The organism is Pedobacter polaris, from assembly GCF_005116505.1.
In the GTDB taxonomy this organism is placed as follows: Bacteria; Bacteroidota; Bacteroidia; order Sphingobacteriales; family Sphingobacteriaceae; genus Pedobacter; species Pedobacter polaris.
The window spans coordinates 413,779-434,488 of record NZ_SWBR01000004.1 but is presented as its reverse complement, the minus strand read 5'-3'; the positions used below and the strand labels follow the sequence as shown (position 1 = coordinate 434,488).

Below are 20,710 nucleotides of genomic sequence, written 5' to 3'. Positions count from 1 at the left end.
TATTTGAACCGTCAACACCTTTAGATCATATCTGAGTCGTATAAAATAAGTAATGAGTCCAATATGAGTCCAACATAAGTCCAGTATGTGTCCAAGTATTTTAATAAAAACTTGGATTATTTATAAAAATGTTTTTGACTTATTATTGGAACATTTGCTTGATGGTAGGAACTAGCACACAACCAATGGCGAACCCACAGCGAGGTCGAACTACAGACCCAATACCTACCAATGGATAGTATAAATTTGATGAGGGTATTAAAAATATAGACCAATCTCATATGGCGTCATTGCCAGCTCGACTGGCAATCTTAATGTTTGGAAAAGACCGAATAAATATGCAAACACTTTACGAGTAGATGCGTTGAGTCCTTTAGAGCCAATTTAAACGAAAGTGAAAGCATATTTTACAATTTATTTATCTAACACCAACTTTCTCCAACCAGATTTCCCCACCCCTTTTAAATCCTTCTTGCGTTCTTCCATTACCTTTTTAATTTTAGAAGCATAGGTCCAGCAGGTGCTTTGTCTAATGCCTAGCTTTTCTGATAATTTATGAGAAGAAATTGCACCTTTATGGTTATACATTAGATAAACGAGATAAAAGGCTTTGTTGATAGGAATACGATTATTTTCGAAAATGGTTTGATGCAAAACTGATTCCTCATATGCACACTTTGTGCACCTTCTATTAAATGGAACTTTACCATTACAATAAGAGGTATTAGCACATTTAATACAGGCATATCCATTTTCCCATTTTAACTCTGACAGGAATTTATAACAAGTATCTCTGTCGGGATATTTCAAACTAAACTCATCAAAATCCAACTCGGTTGCATTAACACGAGCATCAGTTACTTTTTCTATATTAGTTTTAAGGTTTATGTTATCTTTTTCTAAAAGAATATTCATTCTAGAGATCTCTTCAGCCTGTTGTTCTAGTAAAGTATTTTTAGACAGTAATTCTTCATTCTGATGCTCAATAGTTACATTCTTTTGCAATAACTCCTTAGATTTTTGTTGTACTTCTTTCGTTCTCTCCTCAACTTTTATTTCTAGATCTTTATTGATATTATCTTTTAACTCTGCATTAACTTGCATTTGTTTAATGATCTGTTTTCTTGCATTCTCCTTTTTTCGTTTTAAAATCCTTACCTGATCTCCAATAGCAAAGGATAGAAATACCATTTCTAAAAGAAATCCAAAACTTAAACTATAATAGCCAACAACATTGCCAATAAACAACCTAGACCAACCTAGAATATGAACAATTTTGATGATAAAACCAGTAAATAAGAAAAAGTACCCCAAAACAAAGAAACGTGCTGGACCATATTTCTTCTTCCACCAAATGTAAATGCCGGTAAAAAAACACAATGACAATGGAATAAACTCTAGATACTTGTATTTAAACCAATCATTATTATAAAATAAACAGGTTAAGAAGAATAAAAGCCGAATAACCAATAAAACATTAATAATTATATTTATAGTTGGAGCCTTAATTTTAACGTGTAAAAGTTCCTTAGTAAAGATTAAACCAAAAGAACTTAAAAAGAAGAGGGAAACCCCATAAGCATACTCATTCCATATGGGATGATTGGGCCATAAATATTGAAAGGCAACCCCATCTGTGGCCATTTCATACAAGCCTACACTTAAAATATAAAGGATATAAAATAGATATTGCCGTCTTTTTACGGCCAGAAACATCAATAGATTGTGAAAGCTAAAAATCACGATCATTCCATAGAAAAACCCAAACATGATATACTCACTAAGGGCATATCCTATAAATCTTTCTACTGTTCTAAAAACGATAATTACGTTAACTTTATCTTTAGACTTTACCCTGAAATAATAATAATATTCTCCTTTTTTTACATTATTAATTAAAAACTCAAAGTTCTTGTGATGGAAAGATCGATCTGAAAAGTTTAAATCTGCTCCTGCCAAGCTTTTCACATAATCTCCATTTTCATTTGGCAAATATGCTTCAATATGATCTGTAATCTGATCAAAGAATTCAATTATGGCAGAATGACCAAGATCTTTCGTAAATGTAACTTTAACCCGGTACCAATAAGCTGAGGAACGGTTATAATTTTTAGGATAGTAATCTTTATTAGCTATAAATTTATTAGCATAGTTGCTACTTTTAATTTCATTAATAGTAAGCTTATTACTAGGATCTTCTAAACAAACAATCTCCTTATTTACAAAAAAGTGTTCTTTTGAAGTTTCGTTTAACGCAACTGTTTTCTGTGCATGTAATGAAACAGTGCTAACTAATACTATAAAAAAAACAATGGCTTTAAGTAATGTTTTTAACATAATTAACTAATTAGCTGATTAAAATTAGCAACTATAATTAAAATCTTTATCATATTGCAGTGTACAAAAAATAATTTTATCTGGTCCTTATAAAGATTAAATATATTAACAAATAATTAATATTCCATTGATATTCTTACTCTTTCCCTATTTCAATTTTATGAAAAAATTAGGTTTTTATCTTTCCCTTTTCTTTATGTTAAACCAAACAGTTAGTGCGGCAACATATAGAGTTGATTCTGAAGATGCATTTAAAAAGATCATTCCAAAATTAGTTGCTGGAGATGAGGTTATTATTGCAAACGGTAATTATGAAAATTGGTCAATAGAAATTCCAAGCCAAGGAACAACTGAAAAACCAATTAAAATTAGCGCAGAAAAGAAAGGAGAAGTTATTTTTTCTGGAGAAACAACACGAACTATCTTTAAATTAACTGGCGCTCATCTTACCTTAAGCGGAATTAAATTTAATGAATGTATTTTAATAAAAAACAATGGTAGTACTGGTATATTGATAGATTTAAATAATTCGACCTACTGTAGCATAACAGATTGCATTTTTACAAAAAACATAGCTAAAATTCAATATTCACCATTGGTAATTGTTTCTGGTAACGGAAACTATAACAAGGTTAATAAATGTTTATTTATGGGTAATATAGACAGTCAAGATTTACAAGTAAAAATTACTAAAGAAAGCTGCCCGCAATTTACCCTGATTGAATACAATACATTTATGCAAAAAGATAAAGTAAGTTGGGGAAATGGAAATGGTGGTGAATGTATACAAATTGGTCAAGATCCTATTCTATTAGGGAACAAAGAAGCTAATGCTACCGTTAGCAAAAATAAATTCTACAATTGCAATGGAGAAAACGAGATTATTAGCAATAAAAGCAGTAAAAATAAATACCTGAAAAATTATTTCGAAAGCAATGATGGTGAATTAGTAATGCGTGGTGGACACGACTGCATAATTGAAGAAAATACTTTCAATGGTGGAACAGGAGGAATTCGAGTGAATGGAACAGGTCATACAATTAACAATAATAAAATATCCAATATTAAAACTGCAATAAGGTTAATGTATGGCATGACGAAAGGGAAAAACGAAACAGGATTCTATATTGCGGCGAGCGATTGTGTAGTTTCAAACAATAAAATAACCAATGCAACAATAGGAATTTTAGTAGGTGACAGTAAAGATGTAGATTGGACTGGAAAATTTGATACCACTAGATATCCTTCTCCAGTTATGCAGAACATTGCACCCTATAATAATAAGATATCTGCCAACACCTTTAAAAAAGTAAAGGCCACTGAAGTAGTTCAATAGCCTTTATGTATTTTAGTTAAAATGATACAAGAACATTACATCGCCCGTGTAAGCAGGCTTTGGCTGATCTTTAATAACTAAATTCGCTTCAATGATTACCTTAGTTATTCCCCTTAGGTTAGCGATAGATTTAAGTTTTGCTTTTAATTGAACTTCGCTATTAACTACCACAGCCTGACCAAACTTAAAGCTCTCAATACCATAGTTTATTTCCATTTTAATATTACGTATATCAGCTATTTGTTTCCATAAATATGGAATTAGCGATAAGGTAAGGTAACCATGGGCTATGGTTGCTTTAAACGGACCTTCATTTTTAGCTTTTTCTTCATCAACATGTATCCATTGATGATCTAATGTAGCATCAGCAAATTTATTAATCTGATCTTGATCAATTGTATGCCATTGCGACAATCCAATTTCTTTACCTAAGTAGGCTTCAAACTCTGCGTAACTATTAACAACTACCATATTAAATTTTTCTTCTTATAAATGCTAAAATAGCATTATTGTTTTAACAATCCTTTTAAATCTGCTGGAGAATAATTAATTGACTTTAGGGTTTTGTGATCGTTATTTCTATAAACTAAAAACAAGCCATCAATTTCCTTATGATAGGCATCAACATTACCGTTTGTTTTATAATGCGCTATGGTATCATTTGCCTCTTCAATAGTTTTACAAGCTTTGCTCATATTAGAACGATGAACTTCATCAAATAGAGCTTTAAATCTATCACCTAGTCCAAATTCGAGTACAGCCCCAGCTAAAACATATTGTAGATCGCAGAGTGCATCTGCAACTTCTATCATATTGTTATCATTAACAGCTTCTTGTAACTCTTTTAACTCCTCTGCAATTAAATCTATTCTTAATTGGCATCTTTCTTTTGCTGGTATGGTTGCCTGTTCTAAAATAGGATGCTTAAAGGTTTTATGAAATTCTGCAACTTGGCTTAATGCGCTTAAATCTTCCATTTATATTTGTTTAAAGCACGAAGGTTAAATAATTTATGCTTAGAGGCAAATTTTCTTATCAACATCATATTTAGTTTCCACAATATAAATTAATTACAGATATTACAATCCAATATTTAATTTATCTGGTACATCACTATGAAGAAAATCATCTTAAGTCTAGCGTTACTTTATCCTCTGCTATCATTTGGGCAAGAAAGTTTTAATATTTCTGGAAAAGTTGGTTTTAACAATGCTGCTATAGCTATTTTAGCCTATGAGGCGAATAGTATAAAACATGCTGATACAGCAAAAGTGAAAAATGGCATTGAGGTTTATTTGGTGACTCACTAGTGCCCTGCTATATATATTATCTTTAATTTAGTAGAGAGCATATCAGATACATATCAAATTACTACTAATGTAACCCTATCTTTCCTAACAAATGGAAAAATACACCAAAATAATAGAAGCAAACAAGGTAAGAAACGAAGTGTATCAATCAGACATGATGGGCTTATGGAAAGCATTCCTACAAGGCCGATCATCCTACCTGATTTTCCTGGATAACAGTAAGACCGTTCGTGATTCGATAAGACACCTGAATGCTATTCCGCTCGGACAACTGGATATCGACAAAAGATGGAAGTTGCAGCGAAAGATCGTAAAGGATTTGCATAATGCGCTATCCTCAGGGCAGAATTTCCTCGACCATTTACAGCATACCCATCATTTTAACTAAGCGGTTCACGATAAGATATACTCCATATTTTTTAGGGAACTAAGAAACTATTTAGTGCACAATGATGCCTTCAATCTTGTCACCAGGAATGAATATAAAATAGATCATGCACCAAAATTTTATCAAGCCATGGACAAATCGGGCTTTGCAGCGTTTGTGAACAAGAAAGGCGTGAAAATACATGATAAATTAAGAGCCGACCCAGCAAGCATTTCAAAAAGAGAAGGTGAGCTCCTAAGTGAACTGCTTGACCTCATGAATTTCTTAGATGAAAAAGAAACCTTTTTTGATTTTGAGCCGATACTGCATCAATACATGATTTCATTGAACGCCTATTATTCTAAATGGGTATTATCTGTATTGAAGAAGAAAGTAAAATTGCCGGCTTTACAAAAATTCGCTGAGGATATGAAAGTAGTTCATGATCACTTTGTAAACAGCTTTAGTGAGTCAAGATTGCGTTACCTAAGAATTGCGATCTACAAAAAGACAAAATAATCCTGGGAATAAAAAAATGATATTCCCTCGATAGTTATAATTGTTATAGTATATGTATTAAAAAGCCTTTAAATCTACGATCTAAAAGCTTTTTTTTTAAAACCAACCATAAAACTCATAATCAAATAGTTAACTTTTTAGAAAATGGTACATCTCGTTTTATTTTTTGGTACATCTCATTTTAACGCCCTTATAAGTTGATATGATAATGTTGACCATCTTTAATTACAATTACGTGTGCTAATTTATATTTAATGATGAGATCAAAAATAATCTCTTCACTTTTAATAGTGCTTTCTTTAATTGTGAATGGTATCTTATCTTCCATAACCTGTAATTCATATATAATAAAATAACAGGTGGATTAAGACTTTGTTTTATTTTTCGTCTGATAGCAATTCTAATTATTTCTTAACAGCCAACATCACTTGTTGACTAGTTTTATTTTTGCTTCCTTCTAGCTGAGCTAAACGAGCCAAAATATTTCCATTTGTATTTGCCTGTTCTTTTTTAAGCTTTTCATTTTCAATTGCCATTGCAACATTTTGTGTTTTAAGCTGAACAACTTGTTTTTGTAATGCAGCTACCATTTTAGCTAATTCTTGTGTAGCCGATACATTGAGCATGCTGATTGCATCATAATCAACCGTAAGTACATTACTGGCTATAGTACCGTATACAAATACAGATTTTTGCTCATTTAAGGCTGTAGCTGATTTAACTGTGATGTTATATTTCGCTATTGCAATCACTTCTACATTCACATCTTGAGCAGGTTCACACTTAAGCTCTACCTTGTCTCCTATTTTTAAATCTTTAGTCTTGGTAATAGATATGGTAAATAAACTATCCTTTTGAGCAACAATAGCTGTAGCTAATTCAAATACATTTGGTAGTGTACTAAAACCAACACCAACTGCTCTTGGATAAACCTTTTCTACCTGTTGAGCAATTACCTTTTTGTAAATTTTATGATCGGCAATGGTATCAATCATTTTATAGTTTACAATTTCAATTTGTTTAATCTTCTCAAGATCTTCTGCTGAAGAGCTTAATATAATATCCTTTTTAAGTCTAATATCTGAATAAATTGAAGAAGATGTTGATACAAAAGCATTTCTAGATACGACATCTCCCTCAGCAAAAATACTACAGGTTGAAAAATTTCTAGCTGTTGGATAGTGGGTAAGTACACGATAACCCAAGGCAAATGCTTCGGCATTTTGGGTATAGCCCTGAGTAGATCCACCTTTAATATTAGTCACATGCAATGGAAATTGGGCGTTAACGCCAATGCCTACAAAACCAGCTCTGCTCACAGACAATGCAGTTGAATTGCTACTCGTTACGCCTAGTTCTACACCATTCCACCCACTAATTCTAATTTTATCATAAGCATATTCATCTGCTGGGTTCACACCAGTCCATTTAATATAATCACTTTGGTCTGTTGTACCTTGACGAAAATAAATTGGGTTTCCATCCATATGCAATGCCCCACCGATCTCTAACCTATTTACAGGATTTGTGCCCTTTCTATTGATGCCCACATTCCCGTCTGCATTAATATTCATCGCAAAATTACCATTTGTTTTAAAGTACATATTGCCAGGTCCTGTTATCGTAAAATTTAAATCTTGGTTAGTGGTATACATACCAATGTCATTAAAATTAAGCTTAAAACCTGTTTGGTTGTTACCTAAAGTAAAGCCGTTATTGCTTGCTTTAAGCCATGTTACATTATTACCATTACCAAAGGTGAGCTGATTAGTGCCGAAGATAATATTATCATTACCAGCTTTTAACCAAGCATTGCTGCCATTTTTTAACAAAACTTGGCCTCCTTTTAAAATCAAGTTAGCGCCCAATACCGTATTCCCACTTCGATCTATGTATAAAGCACTATCGGGCTGTTGTGCTAATAGTTGGTAACTGCTTAGTAGCAATAAGATAATACATGAGCTGGCTAGCGTTTTCATAATGAGTTATTTTTGTGCAGTATTAGCAATGGTTAGCGTTGTTTTGGCTTTGCTTTCTTCTAATGGCGTTAAGCGAGCTAGTATTTGGTCTAATGTAACTTTAGTAGCAGCTTGCTCGTCTCTTAATTTTGTATTTTCATTCTTCATCTCGGCATTTTGCTTGTTAAGTTGCAGGATCATCTTTTGCTGTTGTTCAATAATTCTTGCCAGTTCTTGCGTAGCGGATACATTGAGCATAGCAATAGCATCATAATCAACCGTAAGCACATCTTTTGCAACTGTACCGTATACAAATACAACCTGTTGTTTATTTAATGGGATGGCAGATTTAACAGTAATACTATTCTTGTTTACAACTACAACTTCAACGTTAACATCTTTAGCGGGATTGCATTTCAATTCTACTTGATCACCTACTTTTAGATTTTGTGTTTTAGTAATTGTGATAGTGTATAGGCTATCTTTTTGTGCGGTGATAGCTGAAGCGGTTTCAAACACATTAGGTAAGGTACCAAAACTAACATTTGTGGCTATTGGATAAACTTTTTGTACCTGCTGGGCAATTACTTTCTTATATGCTTTATCGTCGGCAATGGTATCGATCATTTTATAGTTAACAATTTCTATTTGCTTTAGCTTTTCCAAGTCCTGAACTGAAGAACTTAATTTAAGATTCTTTTTAAGCCTAACATCAGAATATAAGCTTGAACTGGTAGATATGAATGCATTTTTTGTTACGATATCGCCGCTGGAAAAAATACTACATGAGCTAAACAGCCTACCAAAATCATCAGGCGACCGTATTATTGCAGGCCCATAACCTAATGAAATTGAATTACTTTGATCATTTTTTGTATATCGATCAGCATCTCTGTTTTGCGATTTACCTACATGCAATGGAAATTGGGGATCATCTGTACCTATGCCAACGAAATTATTTCGAATTCTTAAAGTTGGATCCGTTCCCGAAAAATCTGTAAATCTAAAACCTCCATTAGCATTCCCTGTTCCAGATGTCATTGTATTTTTAAATTCCATATAGCTACCATTAGGCTGATTTATAATGTTAATACTACGATAATCATCCCAATGAACTTTTCCAGCAAGTTTCAATGACTTATAAATTTGCAATTCGCCATTAACTTTCGTGTCACCATTTGCCGTTAATACTTTTTCAATATAAAGATCGTTCGAAATATTAAGTTTCCCATTTTTATCTAAAATCATTTGAGGTTTATCCATGGTCTTAAAAATTAAGCTACCCTCACCGGTAACTTCCAGATTTAAATCTTGACTAGTACTCGATCCCGCAGTATAAATGGCATTCATGGTAAAACCAATACCTTGATCTCCGCTCGACTCACGGAATTGAATACTTTTATCTCTAGCTGTAATATCGCCAGTAACATACATTGCAAAAGGGCTAGTTGGATGAACTTTTGTTCGGGGTGTTGCCATGAGGTTAAACCTGCCTTTTAACCATGTATTGCCACTTTTATCAATATATAAAGAACTATCTGCAGCACTTTGAGCCTTTACTATTCCATTACCTAACAAAAGGATCAACACAGTTAACTTAAACAATAAGTTCTTTAATAAAATATCTTGAGTTTTTGAAAATGTCTTCATATCTTTTTGGTTAGCTGAATTATTTTTGTGGAGAGGTAGTTTTTTGGATCGGCGTAGTTTTACTTTCTTCTAACTGCGTTAAACGAGCTAGTATTTGTTGATTGGTATTTGTTTGTTCTTTTTTTAAGCGTTCAACTTCTTGTGTTAAATCTTCTATTTTCTTTTGTTGGCGATCAATAATTTTTGATAGTTCTTGCGTAGCTGATACATTGAGCATACTAATGGCATCATAATCAACCGTTAGCACATCAGTAGCCTTTGTACCGTAAACAAAAACAGATTCTTGCTGATTTAATTCTATGGCCGATTTTATGGTAATGGTATTTTTATTTACTGCTGTAACTTGCACTAAAACATCATTAGCAGGTTGGCATTTTAATTCCAATTGATCTCCAACTTTCAATGATTGTGGCTTTGCAAGTGTAATGAGGTAAAGACTGTCTTGTAGTTTTTTAATACTCACAGCGGTTTGAAATACATTTGGCAAAGTACTAAAGCTTACATTAGTTGCCATAGGAAAAACCTTTTGCACTTGCTGTGCGATTACTTTCTTATAGCTTTTTTGATCGGCTATGGTATCGATCATCTTATAGTTAACAATTTCTATTTGCTTTAGCTTTTCTAGATCCTGCTTTGATGAGCTTAATTTAAAATCCTTTTTAAGCCTAATGTCTGAATATGCTGCTGTACCGCTTGATACAATGGCATTTTTAGTCACAATATCACCATAAGCAAAAATACTACAGTTCTTATAATTTCGGCTACTGGCATCATGCACACCAGAACCCCAACCCATTGCAACTCCTGGTGATCCATTGGCTCTGTAAGAGATGTTAGCTCCGCCTTGCGTTGTAGCCACATGCAGAGGGAATTGTGAATCACTGGTGCCAATACCTGTAAAACCTGCAGAACTAACCATCAGCGACATGCCTACATTCTTAATATCTACCTGAAATGGCTTTTGAGCATTATCAGTGCCTATCCCTACAAAACCATCTGAGTTTGTACTTAAAGCGGTTGTATTCAGGTAAGTTGAGCCTAATATTACACCTCGCCAACCGCTAACCCTTACTTTATCGTTAGTATTTCCTGATGAATTTGACAGACCTGTCCATTTAATATAATCATTCAAATTATTAGGATCTTGACGCAAATAAATTGGGTTGCCATCCATGTGCAACGCGCCATCTATCTCTACTTTATGAATGGGGTTTCGACCTTTATTGCCTATGCTCACATTTCCTGCCTGATTAATCATCATAGCATAGTTACCATTGGTTTTAAAGTGCATATTGCCTGTACCGATTACGGCTAGGTTTAAATCCTGATTTTCGGTATAAACAGCATGGCTATTAAAACTAAGTCTATTACTTGTGCCGCTATGCCCTATAGTAAAGCCATCATTATTTGCTTTAAACCAAATTGGATTAACTCCGTTTTTACCAAATGAAATCAGATCGCCTTTTAAGCTCAAATTAGCGCCTAAAATAGTATTGCCACTCCGATCTATATATAATGAACTATCTGGCTGTGCTTGAGCAAATATCGAGTTGCTACTTAATGTTAATATAAGTGCTATCCATAATTTAAAATTGTTATTAACAGATTTGTAGGCAGATAACCAGTGTAAGATTTTCATAAAAAAAGTTTGATTTCAAATTTATTTAAGAGATGATGAATGAATTGCAACAGTGGCCTTATTTTTAGAATCCTCTAATGGCGCTAAACGTGCCAATATTTGATCTAGGGTATTCTTAGTTGTAGCTTGTTCATTCTTTAGTGCTGCATTTTGTTTATTTAATTCAACAATCAGCAGTTGTTGTTGTGCAATAATTTTTGCCAACTCTTGAGTTGCCGAAACATTAAGCATGCCAATCGCATCGTAATCAACCGTAAGCACATCTTTAGCTTTTGTACCATATACAAAAATTGACGGTTGTTCGTTTAACGCAACTGCGGATTTTACTGTGATATTATTTTTATTCACGGCCATAATCTTAACTACGATCTCTTCTGCAGATTGGCTTTTTAATTCCAGTTCATCTCCAATATTGAGTAATGGTGTTTTTTCAATTGTAATTACATACAAGCTGTCTTGTATCTTTTTAGTACTGATAGCTGTTTGAAATACGTTTGGCAAAGTTCTAAAACTAACATTTGTCGCTAAAGGATAAACTTTTTGTACCTGCTGAGCAATTACCTTTTTATAAGATTTATGATCAGCTATCGTATCAATCATTTTGTAGTTTACAATTTCAATTTGCTTTAGTTTTTCAAGATCCTGTTGTGATGAGCTAGCATTAATGTCCTTTTTAAGCCTGATGTCGGAATAAGCTGTTGACCCGCTAGAAATTATTGCTTCCTTAGTTACAATATCTCCTAGGGCAAAAATACTACAGCTACTATATTTCCCTCCTACAGGACTAAACACATTTACACTTTGACGTAAACCTACAGCTTTAAGATTGCCTTCAACATATGAATAATTGCTTCTTCCTTGTTTTCTAGACACATGTAAGGGAAATTCAGCATCATCATCACCAATTCCTACAAAACCCAAGTCATTAGTTTTTAATGCTACCGTATTGTTATTTGTTGAGCCCAAAATGGTACCTAACCAACCACTAATCCTAATCTTTTCATTTCTTTGTTGCGAATTATCCATGCCAGTCCACTGTATGTAATCACTTAAACTACCTGTATTTTTACGTAAATAAATTGCATTACCATCCATATGCAAGTTGCCATCTATTTCTAACTTATTGATTTTAGCTGTTTTACTTATAGCAATATTTCCTGCTTGATTAATAGTTATGGCCGTATTACCATTGGTGCTAAAATACATATTACCTTTACCAGAAATCGATAAATTCAGATCTTGGTTATCAGTATTAATGCCTAGATCATTAAGATTAAGCACATACTTTGTGTTATTATTACCAATGGTAAAACCATTATTACCTGCCTTTAACCAAGTCAGATTTTTATTGTTACCGAATGTAAATAGGTCTCCTCTTAATTTGAGATTTGCTCCCAAATTGGTATTCCCATTTTGATCGATATATAAGGCACTATCTACCGTACTAGTTTGTGCATTCACTAAATTAACACCTAACAAAAAAAGGATGGTAAGCATTATTAAGTGTAGTTTCATACCTCTTAACAAAGCTTTATGGTTATTTGAGATAATTTTCATATTGATGAGGTTACTTTATTTTTTTTGATGTGAATACTTTTATTGGTTTATTGGCTGATCATGTGGATTGAGTACTAACATCTCTTTTTATCTTAGTAAAATTTGCATGAGAACTTAATTTTCTGTTCGAACCACGACTTCTGATCCTTTTTTAATTAAAAAACCTTTTCCAAAAGATATTTTACCAGCAGATTTAATCATTAAGGTCGCATTACTGACTTGTACATCAGTACCTAATATCACCTCCTCCTTAGCAGTGATGACTCTATTTCTACTGATTACGAAACCTTTACTAGTGATTACTTTTTTTCCTCTAAACGTTAAATCATCATCGTTAAAATCAGCTTGAACTAAAGTGTAATCATCTGTATAAGCACTTGGCTTTATAGCAGTTAAATTATTATTACTTGCAGTATACAATGTGCCGTCAACTCCCATAATAAGTGCCATGCCACCATTTACGTTTTCAACTTTTTTAAATTGACTTTCTTTATTAAATAATAGATAAAGCTTTTTATCGGCACCTAAGCAAAAAATATTGTTCGCTTGATCTGAAATTAAAGAAACCACTTCTCCATTATACCCCATGTTAGCGAATTTAACTTCGTTACCATCAATATATTTCATTAAGAAACCATTCTTTATAAATAAAACCCCTTTTTCAATACCAGCTGTAGGTATAGAAATATTTGCTCCAGTTATTGTCTTATCCAACTTACTTAAGTTTGATTTAAATACATACAAACTATCTGCTCCTCTTAATTTATCTGCGATGTACACATCGCCTTGTTTATCAAGTACCGGAATAGCAAGATTTGCAGATCCTTCAGCTTTTAAGGCTAAAGATTTAAAAGAAATCAGTCTACCATTGGTAGCATCCAAGGCAAGGATCCCTGTTGCATTATTACTACTCACTGCTACATAGGCAATGGTCCCCTCCTCATTCAAAGTTATCGTGCTCTTTTTCCCTGAAAATGGATATGACCAAATCAATCTATTACGGGGAAAGGGCATGTAAGCGCTAATTGAATTAATAGTGGGTAAATAAACACTTCCATCTGCTCCCAATGTAATTGCATTTACGAGTTTCCCATTTTGCTTAATTTTGTCACTATAATTATTATTGTTTCCTAATTCGATAACAGAAACGTTCTCAGTATTCGGATAGTAAAATCTACCTAAGTTATCAATTGCTGGTATCGATGTCTCTGTTGCAGCCACAAGACCAGTTTTTATTTTAGTCATCTTTAGGTCCCTAACATTTACCTTAGCTATTCCAGAATTACTATATAAGTATATATTATCTTTAAATAGTAGCAGATTTAATTTAATCTCTCCATCAGCTTCTACAGATTTCACAGTATAGCCAGAAGGAATTGCACCTTTAATTCCCATAAATGATTGTGAAGAATGCTGAGCATTTGCATTAGATATACCCCAATCAACTTTATTTACGATGGCTTCTGTATAATTAATGATCAATTTAGGAGCAAATCCCTGTTCGAAGACAGCATCATCAGGCGATCCATATAATTCAAGCAAGTCTCCTGCATTTTTAGTGGTTTTTAAAGTGACCGCATAAGTTGATGAATTTGATTTAGGCCAATACATTTTATTTTTAATATCTATTGCTATTAATGTTTTAGCTGTATCACTTGTCTTCACACTCTGAAAAGTAATCCTTTCTGCATCGGATTTATACACTTCTAAAACAACAGCGGTATTTACTAGAACATTCCTAGTTGCAAACTGTAACGAGCTGGACTCAATTATACAATCTTTTGGAAGAACGCTCAAATCAAAGCTAACAGTAGCGGTAAGCCCCTGATCAATTCTTATAGAAGGAGATCTACTTGAGGTGGCTGGTATAACTGTTCGGATTATTTTTTTTTGAGCTAATACAGCATTACCTAAATTTAATAGCGTAAAAACTAGGCAACAACATCTTAAAATATAATGGCTAATTGTTTTCATTTTTAATGGGTTATTGAATGGTAAATAAAATAGCTGGGCAGCGTGGTTTCTAAAGTGCCATCATCTGAGTTACTGCAAAAGAAAATCACATTATTAAATGATACCGTTTGCGAACCAGTAAATGTGTTAGTTAACAAAAAACCATTTTTTGGAGATAGTTTATCTAAGCTTTTATTTTTAATTTCAAAAGCCATTCTTCCAAGCTCAGTACGTTCAAATACAGTAAAAATAAACCGTTCGTTTAAAGTAGCGCCAAATACACAGCTAACTAACTCCGATTCAATTATATCATCTCGTTTTTTTGGATTCGCAACCCATTCTGGCTTCCATTTTTCGTCCGGATTTGTGCTCGCTAAATTCTTACTCATTGAATCTATCAATCGTTGGTCAAACTCACTAATCATCCGTGCGCAACCTCCATAAACAGTTAAAATATTACCTTCCACTACAGCAGTATGCATACATAGTGCATGATCCATTTCTTTTTTTTCATCTAATTTTTTCCAACTTGAGCTTATTGGAGAATAGGTATGGATATCTTTAAAGGTTCTTTCATCGCCAATTCCGCCCAGTAACCATATTTCGTTATCATATACGACTACAGCATGGCCCATCCGTTCACTAAAAGTAGGTTTTGAAGTTTCTTTCTGCCACCCAGTGCCTTCTTTCTTTAAATCATAACTGTATACATCATTACTCCTAAAATTAGGATCGAACTTACTTCCTCCTATTAGGTAAATCTTAGTTCCAAGATAAACAATTGGACTACCTGCAAATAGTAAAGGTACATTTACGCCGTCATTATGATTGAAGGAGCCAATTGCACTTTTATACCAATTGATACCATCTTTAGTGTCAAAAAAATAAGCGTCTGTATTTTCTTTTGTTTTGATGAGTAGCAATGCATATAATTTATCACCAATTTTAACCAGGTTCATCAAATTAACAGTTAACAAATCAGCTATTTCAGCTTTTATCTGGTCGTTAAAATTCTTGATAAAGCATACCTCTGTTCTATCATGATATTTAACTAAAATATCTTTAGTTACAATAAAATCTCCATTTTTTGCCGTAATCCTATGTAGAAAATCTGCCGAAATCTCTAATTTTCTTTTACTATCCTTTAATTTAACAGTTTCAATTCCCGTAGGTGTTGTTAACGTTACCACTTCCGCCTCTTCAATATCCCATTCTAAATCATAGGTATCTTGAGGGAGTAAAATAGCCTTATTGATGGTGAAGCTTTTAATTTTAGGTTGTTCGATTTTTTTTTCGAGAATAACTGTAAATGCTTTAAACTCAATTTGATCATCGTCATCATCAAAATATTTTACTTTGCTAACAGCCATACCATTTTTGGCACTTATCGTGTTTAACTTTAATTTTAAATTAAAAACGACTTCTTTTGGATCTTTAGGAATGGCTATATTGATATAATATCTATTTGCCGTGACTAGCTTTTTACAAGTAATTCCCTGATCTGGTGAGCAGACAGACATGTCAAAATTACCTTTCCAACCTTCAACAGAGACTAGTGCGGTTTCTGATGCCAAGGTATCAGCAACTGGAAATTCAATTTTAAACTCTCCACCTCCGCTTACGGTAATTTCAAAATATAATTCTTGAGTTCGTCCGCTATATAGTGTTGCAGTATCTTTCCAACCATCAGCAGCTACTGGAAAATTTACTGATACTTTAATTTCTGGTTTTGTCATTAGCTTTGGCTTTTCTGATCTACGTCTTCAGTTTCTTTTTGCGTCATTTTTAACCATCCTTCAATGGCGTATACAGAATCAAATCTCAGTTGACTTTTACCTGTATCGCCAATAATATCTTCATCAGTAGTTGTATTTCTAATAAAATCCCAGCTAATATCATTACGTTGAAGCAATGGTATCTTTAGATTTGCAACAGGGGAGATTACTGGAGTAGCTAAAAACCTAAGATTTAAATTTTTAAGCTCCCGAGTAAATGCATGAGGAGGTAAAGTGTAAGTAGCCATGGGCAATATTCCTGAAGAAAGTGATACCATTGCTCGAGGATCAAGAAGCAGTGTAAGTTGCTGTACCATACCCGTTTCAAATTCTACAGTTGGGGCTCCACTATTTTCATCAACTGGCTTCTTAAACTCATTGTAGTTTTCATTTAAGAAATAGCCACTCAAACCATCCGCTTTGTTTAAGTCGTTTCCAATATTCAATGTATATTTAATTGGATCGAATTTAGTTTTAGAAATTACAGCACTAAATGACTGATCATGCGCAGGTAAATCTTTTAGTTCTACAACAAATCGTGCAGTAGCAACAGCAATCGGAAAACCAATTGGTAATGCCATTGTCAATTGTTGTCTGGATGCAACAGATTGCATTTTTTCGGTTACAGAGATTAATCGTTCTTTTACTTTATTGTAATTGGTAGAATTTTCTCGCATAAATAAAACTGTATTACGCAAAGCATTATCGGTAAAATGCCCTAATTGATTGCAGCCGGGTGCTTTCACAAGATCTACTGTTTTATCTCCCTTATCTACTAAAATCCCTAACTCTACACCCCTGGCATTATATACAGATATATTATCGTCGAGCTTGTTGTATAAAAACCATCCGCATAGCGGACTTGTAGCTGGATCTGAATCAGTAACTCGTGGATTGAAAGAGTTTTTATTTATCCATTCAAATCTTAACCGCGTTGGCTGTATAATTCTGGGACCCAGTTTAAACTCTATACTTTCTTCTGTTTTTAGCATCCCAGCCGAACTTTTCATGAGTTCTTTACCTGAGCTCAATAATGATTTTTTTCCAGGAAAAACTTCTAAAACTTGACCAAATGAATCAATAACCCGGAGCATGGCTACTTTTAATAGCCCGCTTCGGACTGGATAAAATGAATACCCCATCATCATTGGGCTCCATGGATTTTGATCATTAATGATTTGGTAATCTTCTAAATCAATTTTTAAATCGTTATTTACAATTGGCAATTGTAAGCCATGATAGCGCATTAAGAGTTGTGAACCAAAACCACTTAATGTCTGCGACATAGGACTAAAATCATTGAAAAGCTCCAGTTTCAACTTATCATTTAGTTCCTTTACTTTGTTAACTAATTGATTTGAAAGCAATACTCTTCCATTATATTCAGTTATCGGTGCATTTGTACTTTTTAGTTTTACATCGTATTTAAAATCTATCGCATTTTTAGCATCGCCAAACTTCCATCCTTTTAATGCATTAACATGATTTTTTTGGTAGCTGCTTTCCCATTTCACGCCCCATTCTAAATAAAGTGGATTCCAAGGTTGTTTCCATTTCTTTTCGGCAAATTTTGGGAGGTAACAAGGTTGTTTATCTTGTCTTGCATAACTCGAAGCATTTTCCTCAAACTGATTAATTACATCTTTTACAGCAGAGATGTCAGCTCTCAAAGCTTTTGCAACAAAACCTGCAGTAAGGGGATTTAATAAAAACGACTCTAATATCAATTCTTTAATATCATTAGGTACTGAAGTACTTGCTACCTTGTCCATAATTTTTCTGGTTGCTGCAGTAGCTAGATCATCAGTTGTAATGTACCCTATTCCAAAAATAAATTGATTAGCCAGTTGCGTCCTAACTCTACATTGTATAACTTCGTTAGTATTTATATATTTAATTGCCGGTTTAAGGCCCGCTATAACTACAGCAGGATCTGCAGGTTCATAAAACTTAGGCATTGGCACTTCTTTTACATCATGTTCTGGCAACAAATTTTGTAATTTCTTAAATTTGTTTACAATATCACCTGTGTAAATAGCCTTACCTTTATCATCGAGTGCTTTACTTTTTTCTTTTAATTTTTTTAAGTCAGTATTTAATAGGTTAATGTTTGTTTTGATTTCTATTATGCCATCATTTATTGCCTTGGTTAATGTTTTGGTATCTAAACCATCAGTTTGACTATCAATAGATTTCATGTATGCTTTTTTGTATTTGAGTGCATACAACTCAGCTTGATTAGAAGTTAATTTATTGGCACAATTATCATAAGTATGCTGTAGTTCGTTTAGTTCTTTCAATGCCTCTGAAACCTCAGGCGGGAAAGGAATAATACCAAAATCATTCTCATCCTTTTGTTCTGGTCCCTTCTTTTTGTCTTTAGCTTCCACAACCCATAATGTTCCGCCGTTTACTGGCTGAAAACTTCTTGCGTGCACCTGTTTTCTCAACAGGTTTAAACCATCTCCTTCAATACCGTTTTCTTCCATTGCTTTATATTGATAGGCCCCTAAAAGCTTATCCGGCATTGCTTTTTCACTAGATTTGGAGTTAGCCAATAATAGGGAGGCCATTGCTTCGGAGGTAGAATTACCAATGCCAATACTCACAGTACTCGGGATGATATCAGTTGATTTCTTAAGCCAGGGCACGGTATTAATCATAGCGTGGCACACTAAGCCATCAATATTATTGTTTTTTGTAATTTCCTTTACATTTTCTATGGAAAAGGATAGTTTACCTAAGGTTTCCTTTAGCTTTTCTAGATCATTACATTCATTCAATGGATCTTTTTTTTGATTAGAAAACCAGCCATAAACTTGGTAGGTATAATCGGTACCTAAAGTTAAAGGTTTTTCTGTCTCATCTTTCATATCGTCATAAAACCCGAACACATTTTTACAATGCATGTATGATGCTGCAAAATCTGGATTACCTGGCGCCATGATTGTTAAATCAATTGCAGGTTCTTCAGCATTCTCATTCCATTCAATAAAAGATGAGCTATTACCAATGCTTAATGGTACAAGTCCTTTATCTTTTTTATTTTCACCAATCCAGTTACATTTTGCGTTTTTAACTTTATTGATCTTATCACTCTCAACTATCCACGATTTACAATTTTGATCTTGGTCCATTCTAATGATCAACCATCTATTTGGTGCTTTTGGAAAATCAAGAGAACCATCTTCTTGATATGTCCCTTTTCTGAATGAATTTGGCAAGGTCCAATGCAAATGAATTCCATCTTCTATTACCTTACCGATATCATTTTTTAACCCTGGAGTTTGGATTCTTTTTTCTAAATAGGTTCCTAAACCTCGATAATTTGAATACTCTGTTTCTTTTAAATTGTCTATTGTTAACGAAATGTCTTTCCACAAAGTAGTTGTGTTATTATTTACCACTAAAACATCAAGGTTAATGGGTACAAGTAATTTTAGTGTTGTCATTTCCATGTTTTTACGATTTTACGATCAATTGTTAATTCTGTTTTATAAGGAATTGCCAATAGTTTTTCAGCTAACATAGCTGAATCTTTAAAACCATTTTTTTTAGCGATTTCACTAATATTTAACACACCGTCGTTTCCAGATCTTTTCACAATATCAATTCTACTGGTATCGAAATGAATTGTTTCTGCTGGTTGAATAATTTCTATTTTTTCTATTAGGCCTTCACAAATACAATAAATGATATCGTACGATATTTGTTCAAGTTTAACAACTTGCAATTTTTTATCAATCTTCTCAGTCGTATCAGATTTACCATAAGCAATAATTTCTACCCCTTTCCATGTCGATACAATTGATGAGCGGATAAAGAAACCAGTATATTTCCAATTGCTTTGATTTGCAGTTGGTGTCTTATCTTCATATTTAACCCCATTGTTTTCAAGTCTATTTTTAAGTTCTTCTTCAAATTTTTCAGGAAGATATTGACCAATAATTTGTTTTTTAACTTTCTCAGTTGCTTCGTTATAGTAAAACTCGGCTGTATATTTACCGGTCATTGCTTCGCCTAAAATAAGTTGATCATTCTCATCGGCTAAGCTCAAAGCACCATTTATCAGGCACTCTATCCATTCAGGATCTAATGCAAATAGTTTAATGCATCCTTTTTCGGCATTGTTCTCTCTCCCCAGTGGCAAGTATTTATTATCAATTATCAAATTATGCATGGGTACTTCTTCTAGCGCTCCTAGCTTACCTAAGAAATCGCTCACTTGTTTAGGAACGGGAGGCATGTTAATTGCTTTATCTTTGCCTTTTAATACTTTGGAAACTTCGGTAAATAAGTTATATGACAT

General features: G+C 33.4%; 16 protein-coding genes. 4 read left to right on the top strand and 12 right to left on the bottom strand.

Translation table 11 applies throughout. The annotated features are described in order from the left end of the window. Window positions 1-414: 414 nt before the first annotated feature. On the bottom strand, window positions 415-2,337 hold the full coding sequence (locus FA048_RS16550) for a 7TM diverse intracellular signaling domain-containing protein (protein WP_136843165.1): 1,923 nt from the start codon (window positions 2,335-2,337) through the stop codon (window positions 415-417). Window positions 2,338-2,497: 160 nt separating this feature from the next. Here FA048_RS16550 and FA048_RS16545 point away from each other — a divergent pair, with 160 nt between their 5' ends. Beyond that, window positions 2,498-3,673, top strand: coding sequence for a chondroitinase-B domain-containing protein (locus tag FA048_RS16545; protein ID WP_136843163.1), 1,176 nt, complete (start codon window positions 2,498-2,500; stop codon window positions 3,671-3,673). 12 nt (window positions 3,674-3,685) lie between these two features. On the opposite strand, the gene FA048_RS16540 is transcribed toward FA048_RS16545, so the two are convergent. Both FA048_RS16540 and FA048_RS16535 read right to left on the bottom strand, forming a co-directional pair. Next, window positions 3,686-4,144: a MaoC family dehydratase gene (locus FA048_RS16540; protein ID WP_136843162.1), complete on the bottom strand. Its 459-nt coding sequence runs from the start codon at window positions 4,142-4,144 to the stop codon at window positions 3,686-3,688. A gap of 35 nt (window positions 4,145-4,179) precedes the next feature. After that, entirely contained in the window at window positions 4,180-4,650 is a 471-nt protein-coding gene (locus FA048_RS16535) for a pyrophosphohydrolase domain-containing protein (protein WP_136843159.1), read from the bottom strand. 138 nt (window positions 4,651-4,788) lie between these two features. Here FA048_RS16535 and FA048_RS16530 point away from each other — a divergent pair, with 138 nt between their 5' ends. The 3 genes from FA048_RS16530 (at window position 4,789) to FA048_RS16520 (ending at window position 5,869) form a co-directional block, all read left to right on the top strand. Further along, window positions 4,789-4,983: a DUF4369 domain-containing protein gene (locus FA048_RS16530; RefSeq protein ID WP_136843157.1), complete on the top strand. Its 195-nt coding sequence runs from the start codon at window positions 4,789-4,791 to the stop codon at window positions 4,981-4,983. A 91-nt stretch (window positions 4,984-5,074) separates the two neighbouring features. Continuing rightward, a complete protein-coding gene (locus FA048_RS16525) occupies window positions 5,075-5,371 on the top strand; it encodes a hypothetical protein (RefSeq protein WP_136843155.1) in 297 nt (98 codons plus the stop codon). A 129-nt stretch (window positions 5,372-5,500) separates the two neighbouring features. Beyond that, window positions 5,501-5,869, top strand: coding sequence for a hypothetical protein (locus FA048_RS16520; protein ID WP_169306901.1), 369 nt, complete (start codon window positions 5,501-5,503; stop codon window positions 5,867-5,869). Window positions 5,870-6,059: 190 nt separating this feature from the next. On the opposite strand, the gene FA048_RS19770 is transcribed toward FA048_RS16520, so the two are convergent. The 9 genes from FA048_RS19770 to FA048_RS16480 all read right to left on the bottom strand — a co-directional run bounded on the left by FA048_RS19770 (window position 6,060) and on the right by FA048_RS16480 (window position 20,710). Then, a complete protein-coding gene (locus FA048_RS19770; protein ID WP_169306900.1) occupies window positions 6,060-6,197 on the bottom strand; it encodes a hypothetical protein in 138 nt (45 codons plus the stop codon). Window positions 6,198-6,273: 76 nt separating this feature from the next. Beyond that, entirely contained in the window at window positions 6,274-7,848 is a 1,575-nt protein-coding gene (locus FA048_RS16515; RefSeq protein ID WP_136843151.1) for a tail fiber domain-containing protein, read from the bottom strand. A gap of 6 nt (window positions 7,849-7,854) precedes the next feature. Next, on the bottom strand, window positions 7,855-9,477 hold the full coding sequence (locus FA048_RS16510) for a tail fiber domain-containing protein (protein WP_136843149.1): 1,623 nt from the start codon (window positions 9,475-9,477) through the stop codon (window positions 7,855-7,857). Window positions 9,478-9,496: 19 nt separating this feature from the next. Then, window positions 9,497-11,116: a tail fiber domain-containing protein gene (locus FA048_RS16505; RefSeq protein ID WP_136843147.1), complete on the bottom strand. Its 1,620-nt coding sequence runs from the start codon at window positions 11,114-11,116 to the stop codon at window positions 9,497-9,499. A gap of 21 nt (window positions 11,117-11,137) precedes the next feature. Continuing rightward, window positions 11,138-12,673: a tail fiber domain-containing protein gene (locus FA048_RS16500; RefSeq protein WP_136843145.1), complete on the bottom strand. Its 1,536-nt coding sequence runs from the start codon at window positions 12,671-12,673 to the stop codon at window positions 11,138-11,140. A gap of 114 nt (window positions 12,674-12,787) precedes the next feature. Beyond that, window positions 12,788-14,647: a hypothetical protein gene (locus tag FA048_RS16495; protein WP_136843143.1), complete on the bottom strand. Its 1,860-nt coding sequence runs from the start codon at window positions 14,645-14,647 to the stop codon at window positions 12,788-12,790. A gap of 2 nt (window positions 14,648-14,649) precedes the next feature. Then, a complete protein-coding gene (locus FA048_RS16490; RefSeq protein ID WP_136843141.1) occupies window positions 14,650-16,362 on the bottom strand; it encodes a Kelch repeat-containing protein in 1,713 nt (570 codons plus the stop codon). After that, window positions 16,362-19,853 carry a hypothetical protein gene (locus FA048_RS16485; RefSeq protein WP_136843139.1) on the bottom strand — a complete coding sequence of 1,164 codons (3,492 nt, stop codon included), beginning with the start codon at window positions 19,851-19,853 and terminating at the stop codon, window positions 16,362-16,364. Before FA048_RS16485 ends, FA048_RS16490 begins: the two co-directional genes overlap by 1 nt. After that, window positions 19,850-20,710, bottom strand: coding sequence for a hypothetical protein (locus FA048_RS16480; protein ID WP_136843137.1), 861 nt, complete (start codon window positions 20,708-20,710; stop codon window positions 19,850-19,852). The genes FA048_RS16485 and FA048_RS16480 overlap by 4 nt, the downstream gene beginning before the upstream one ends.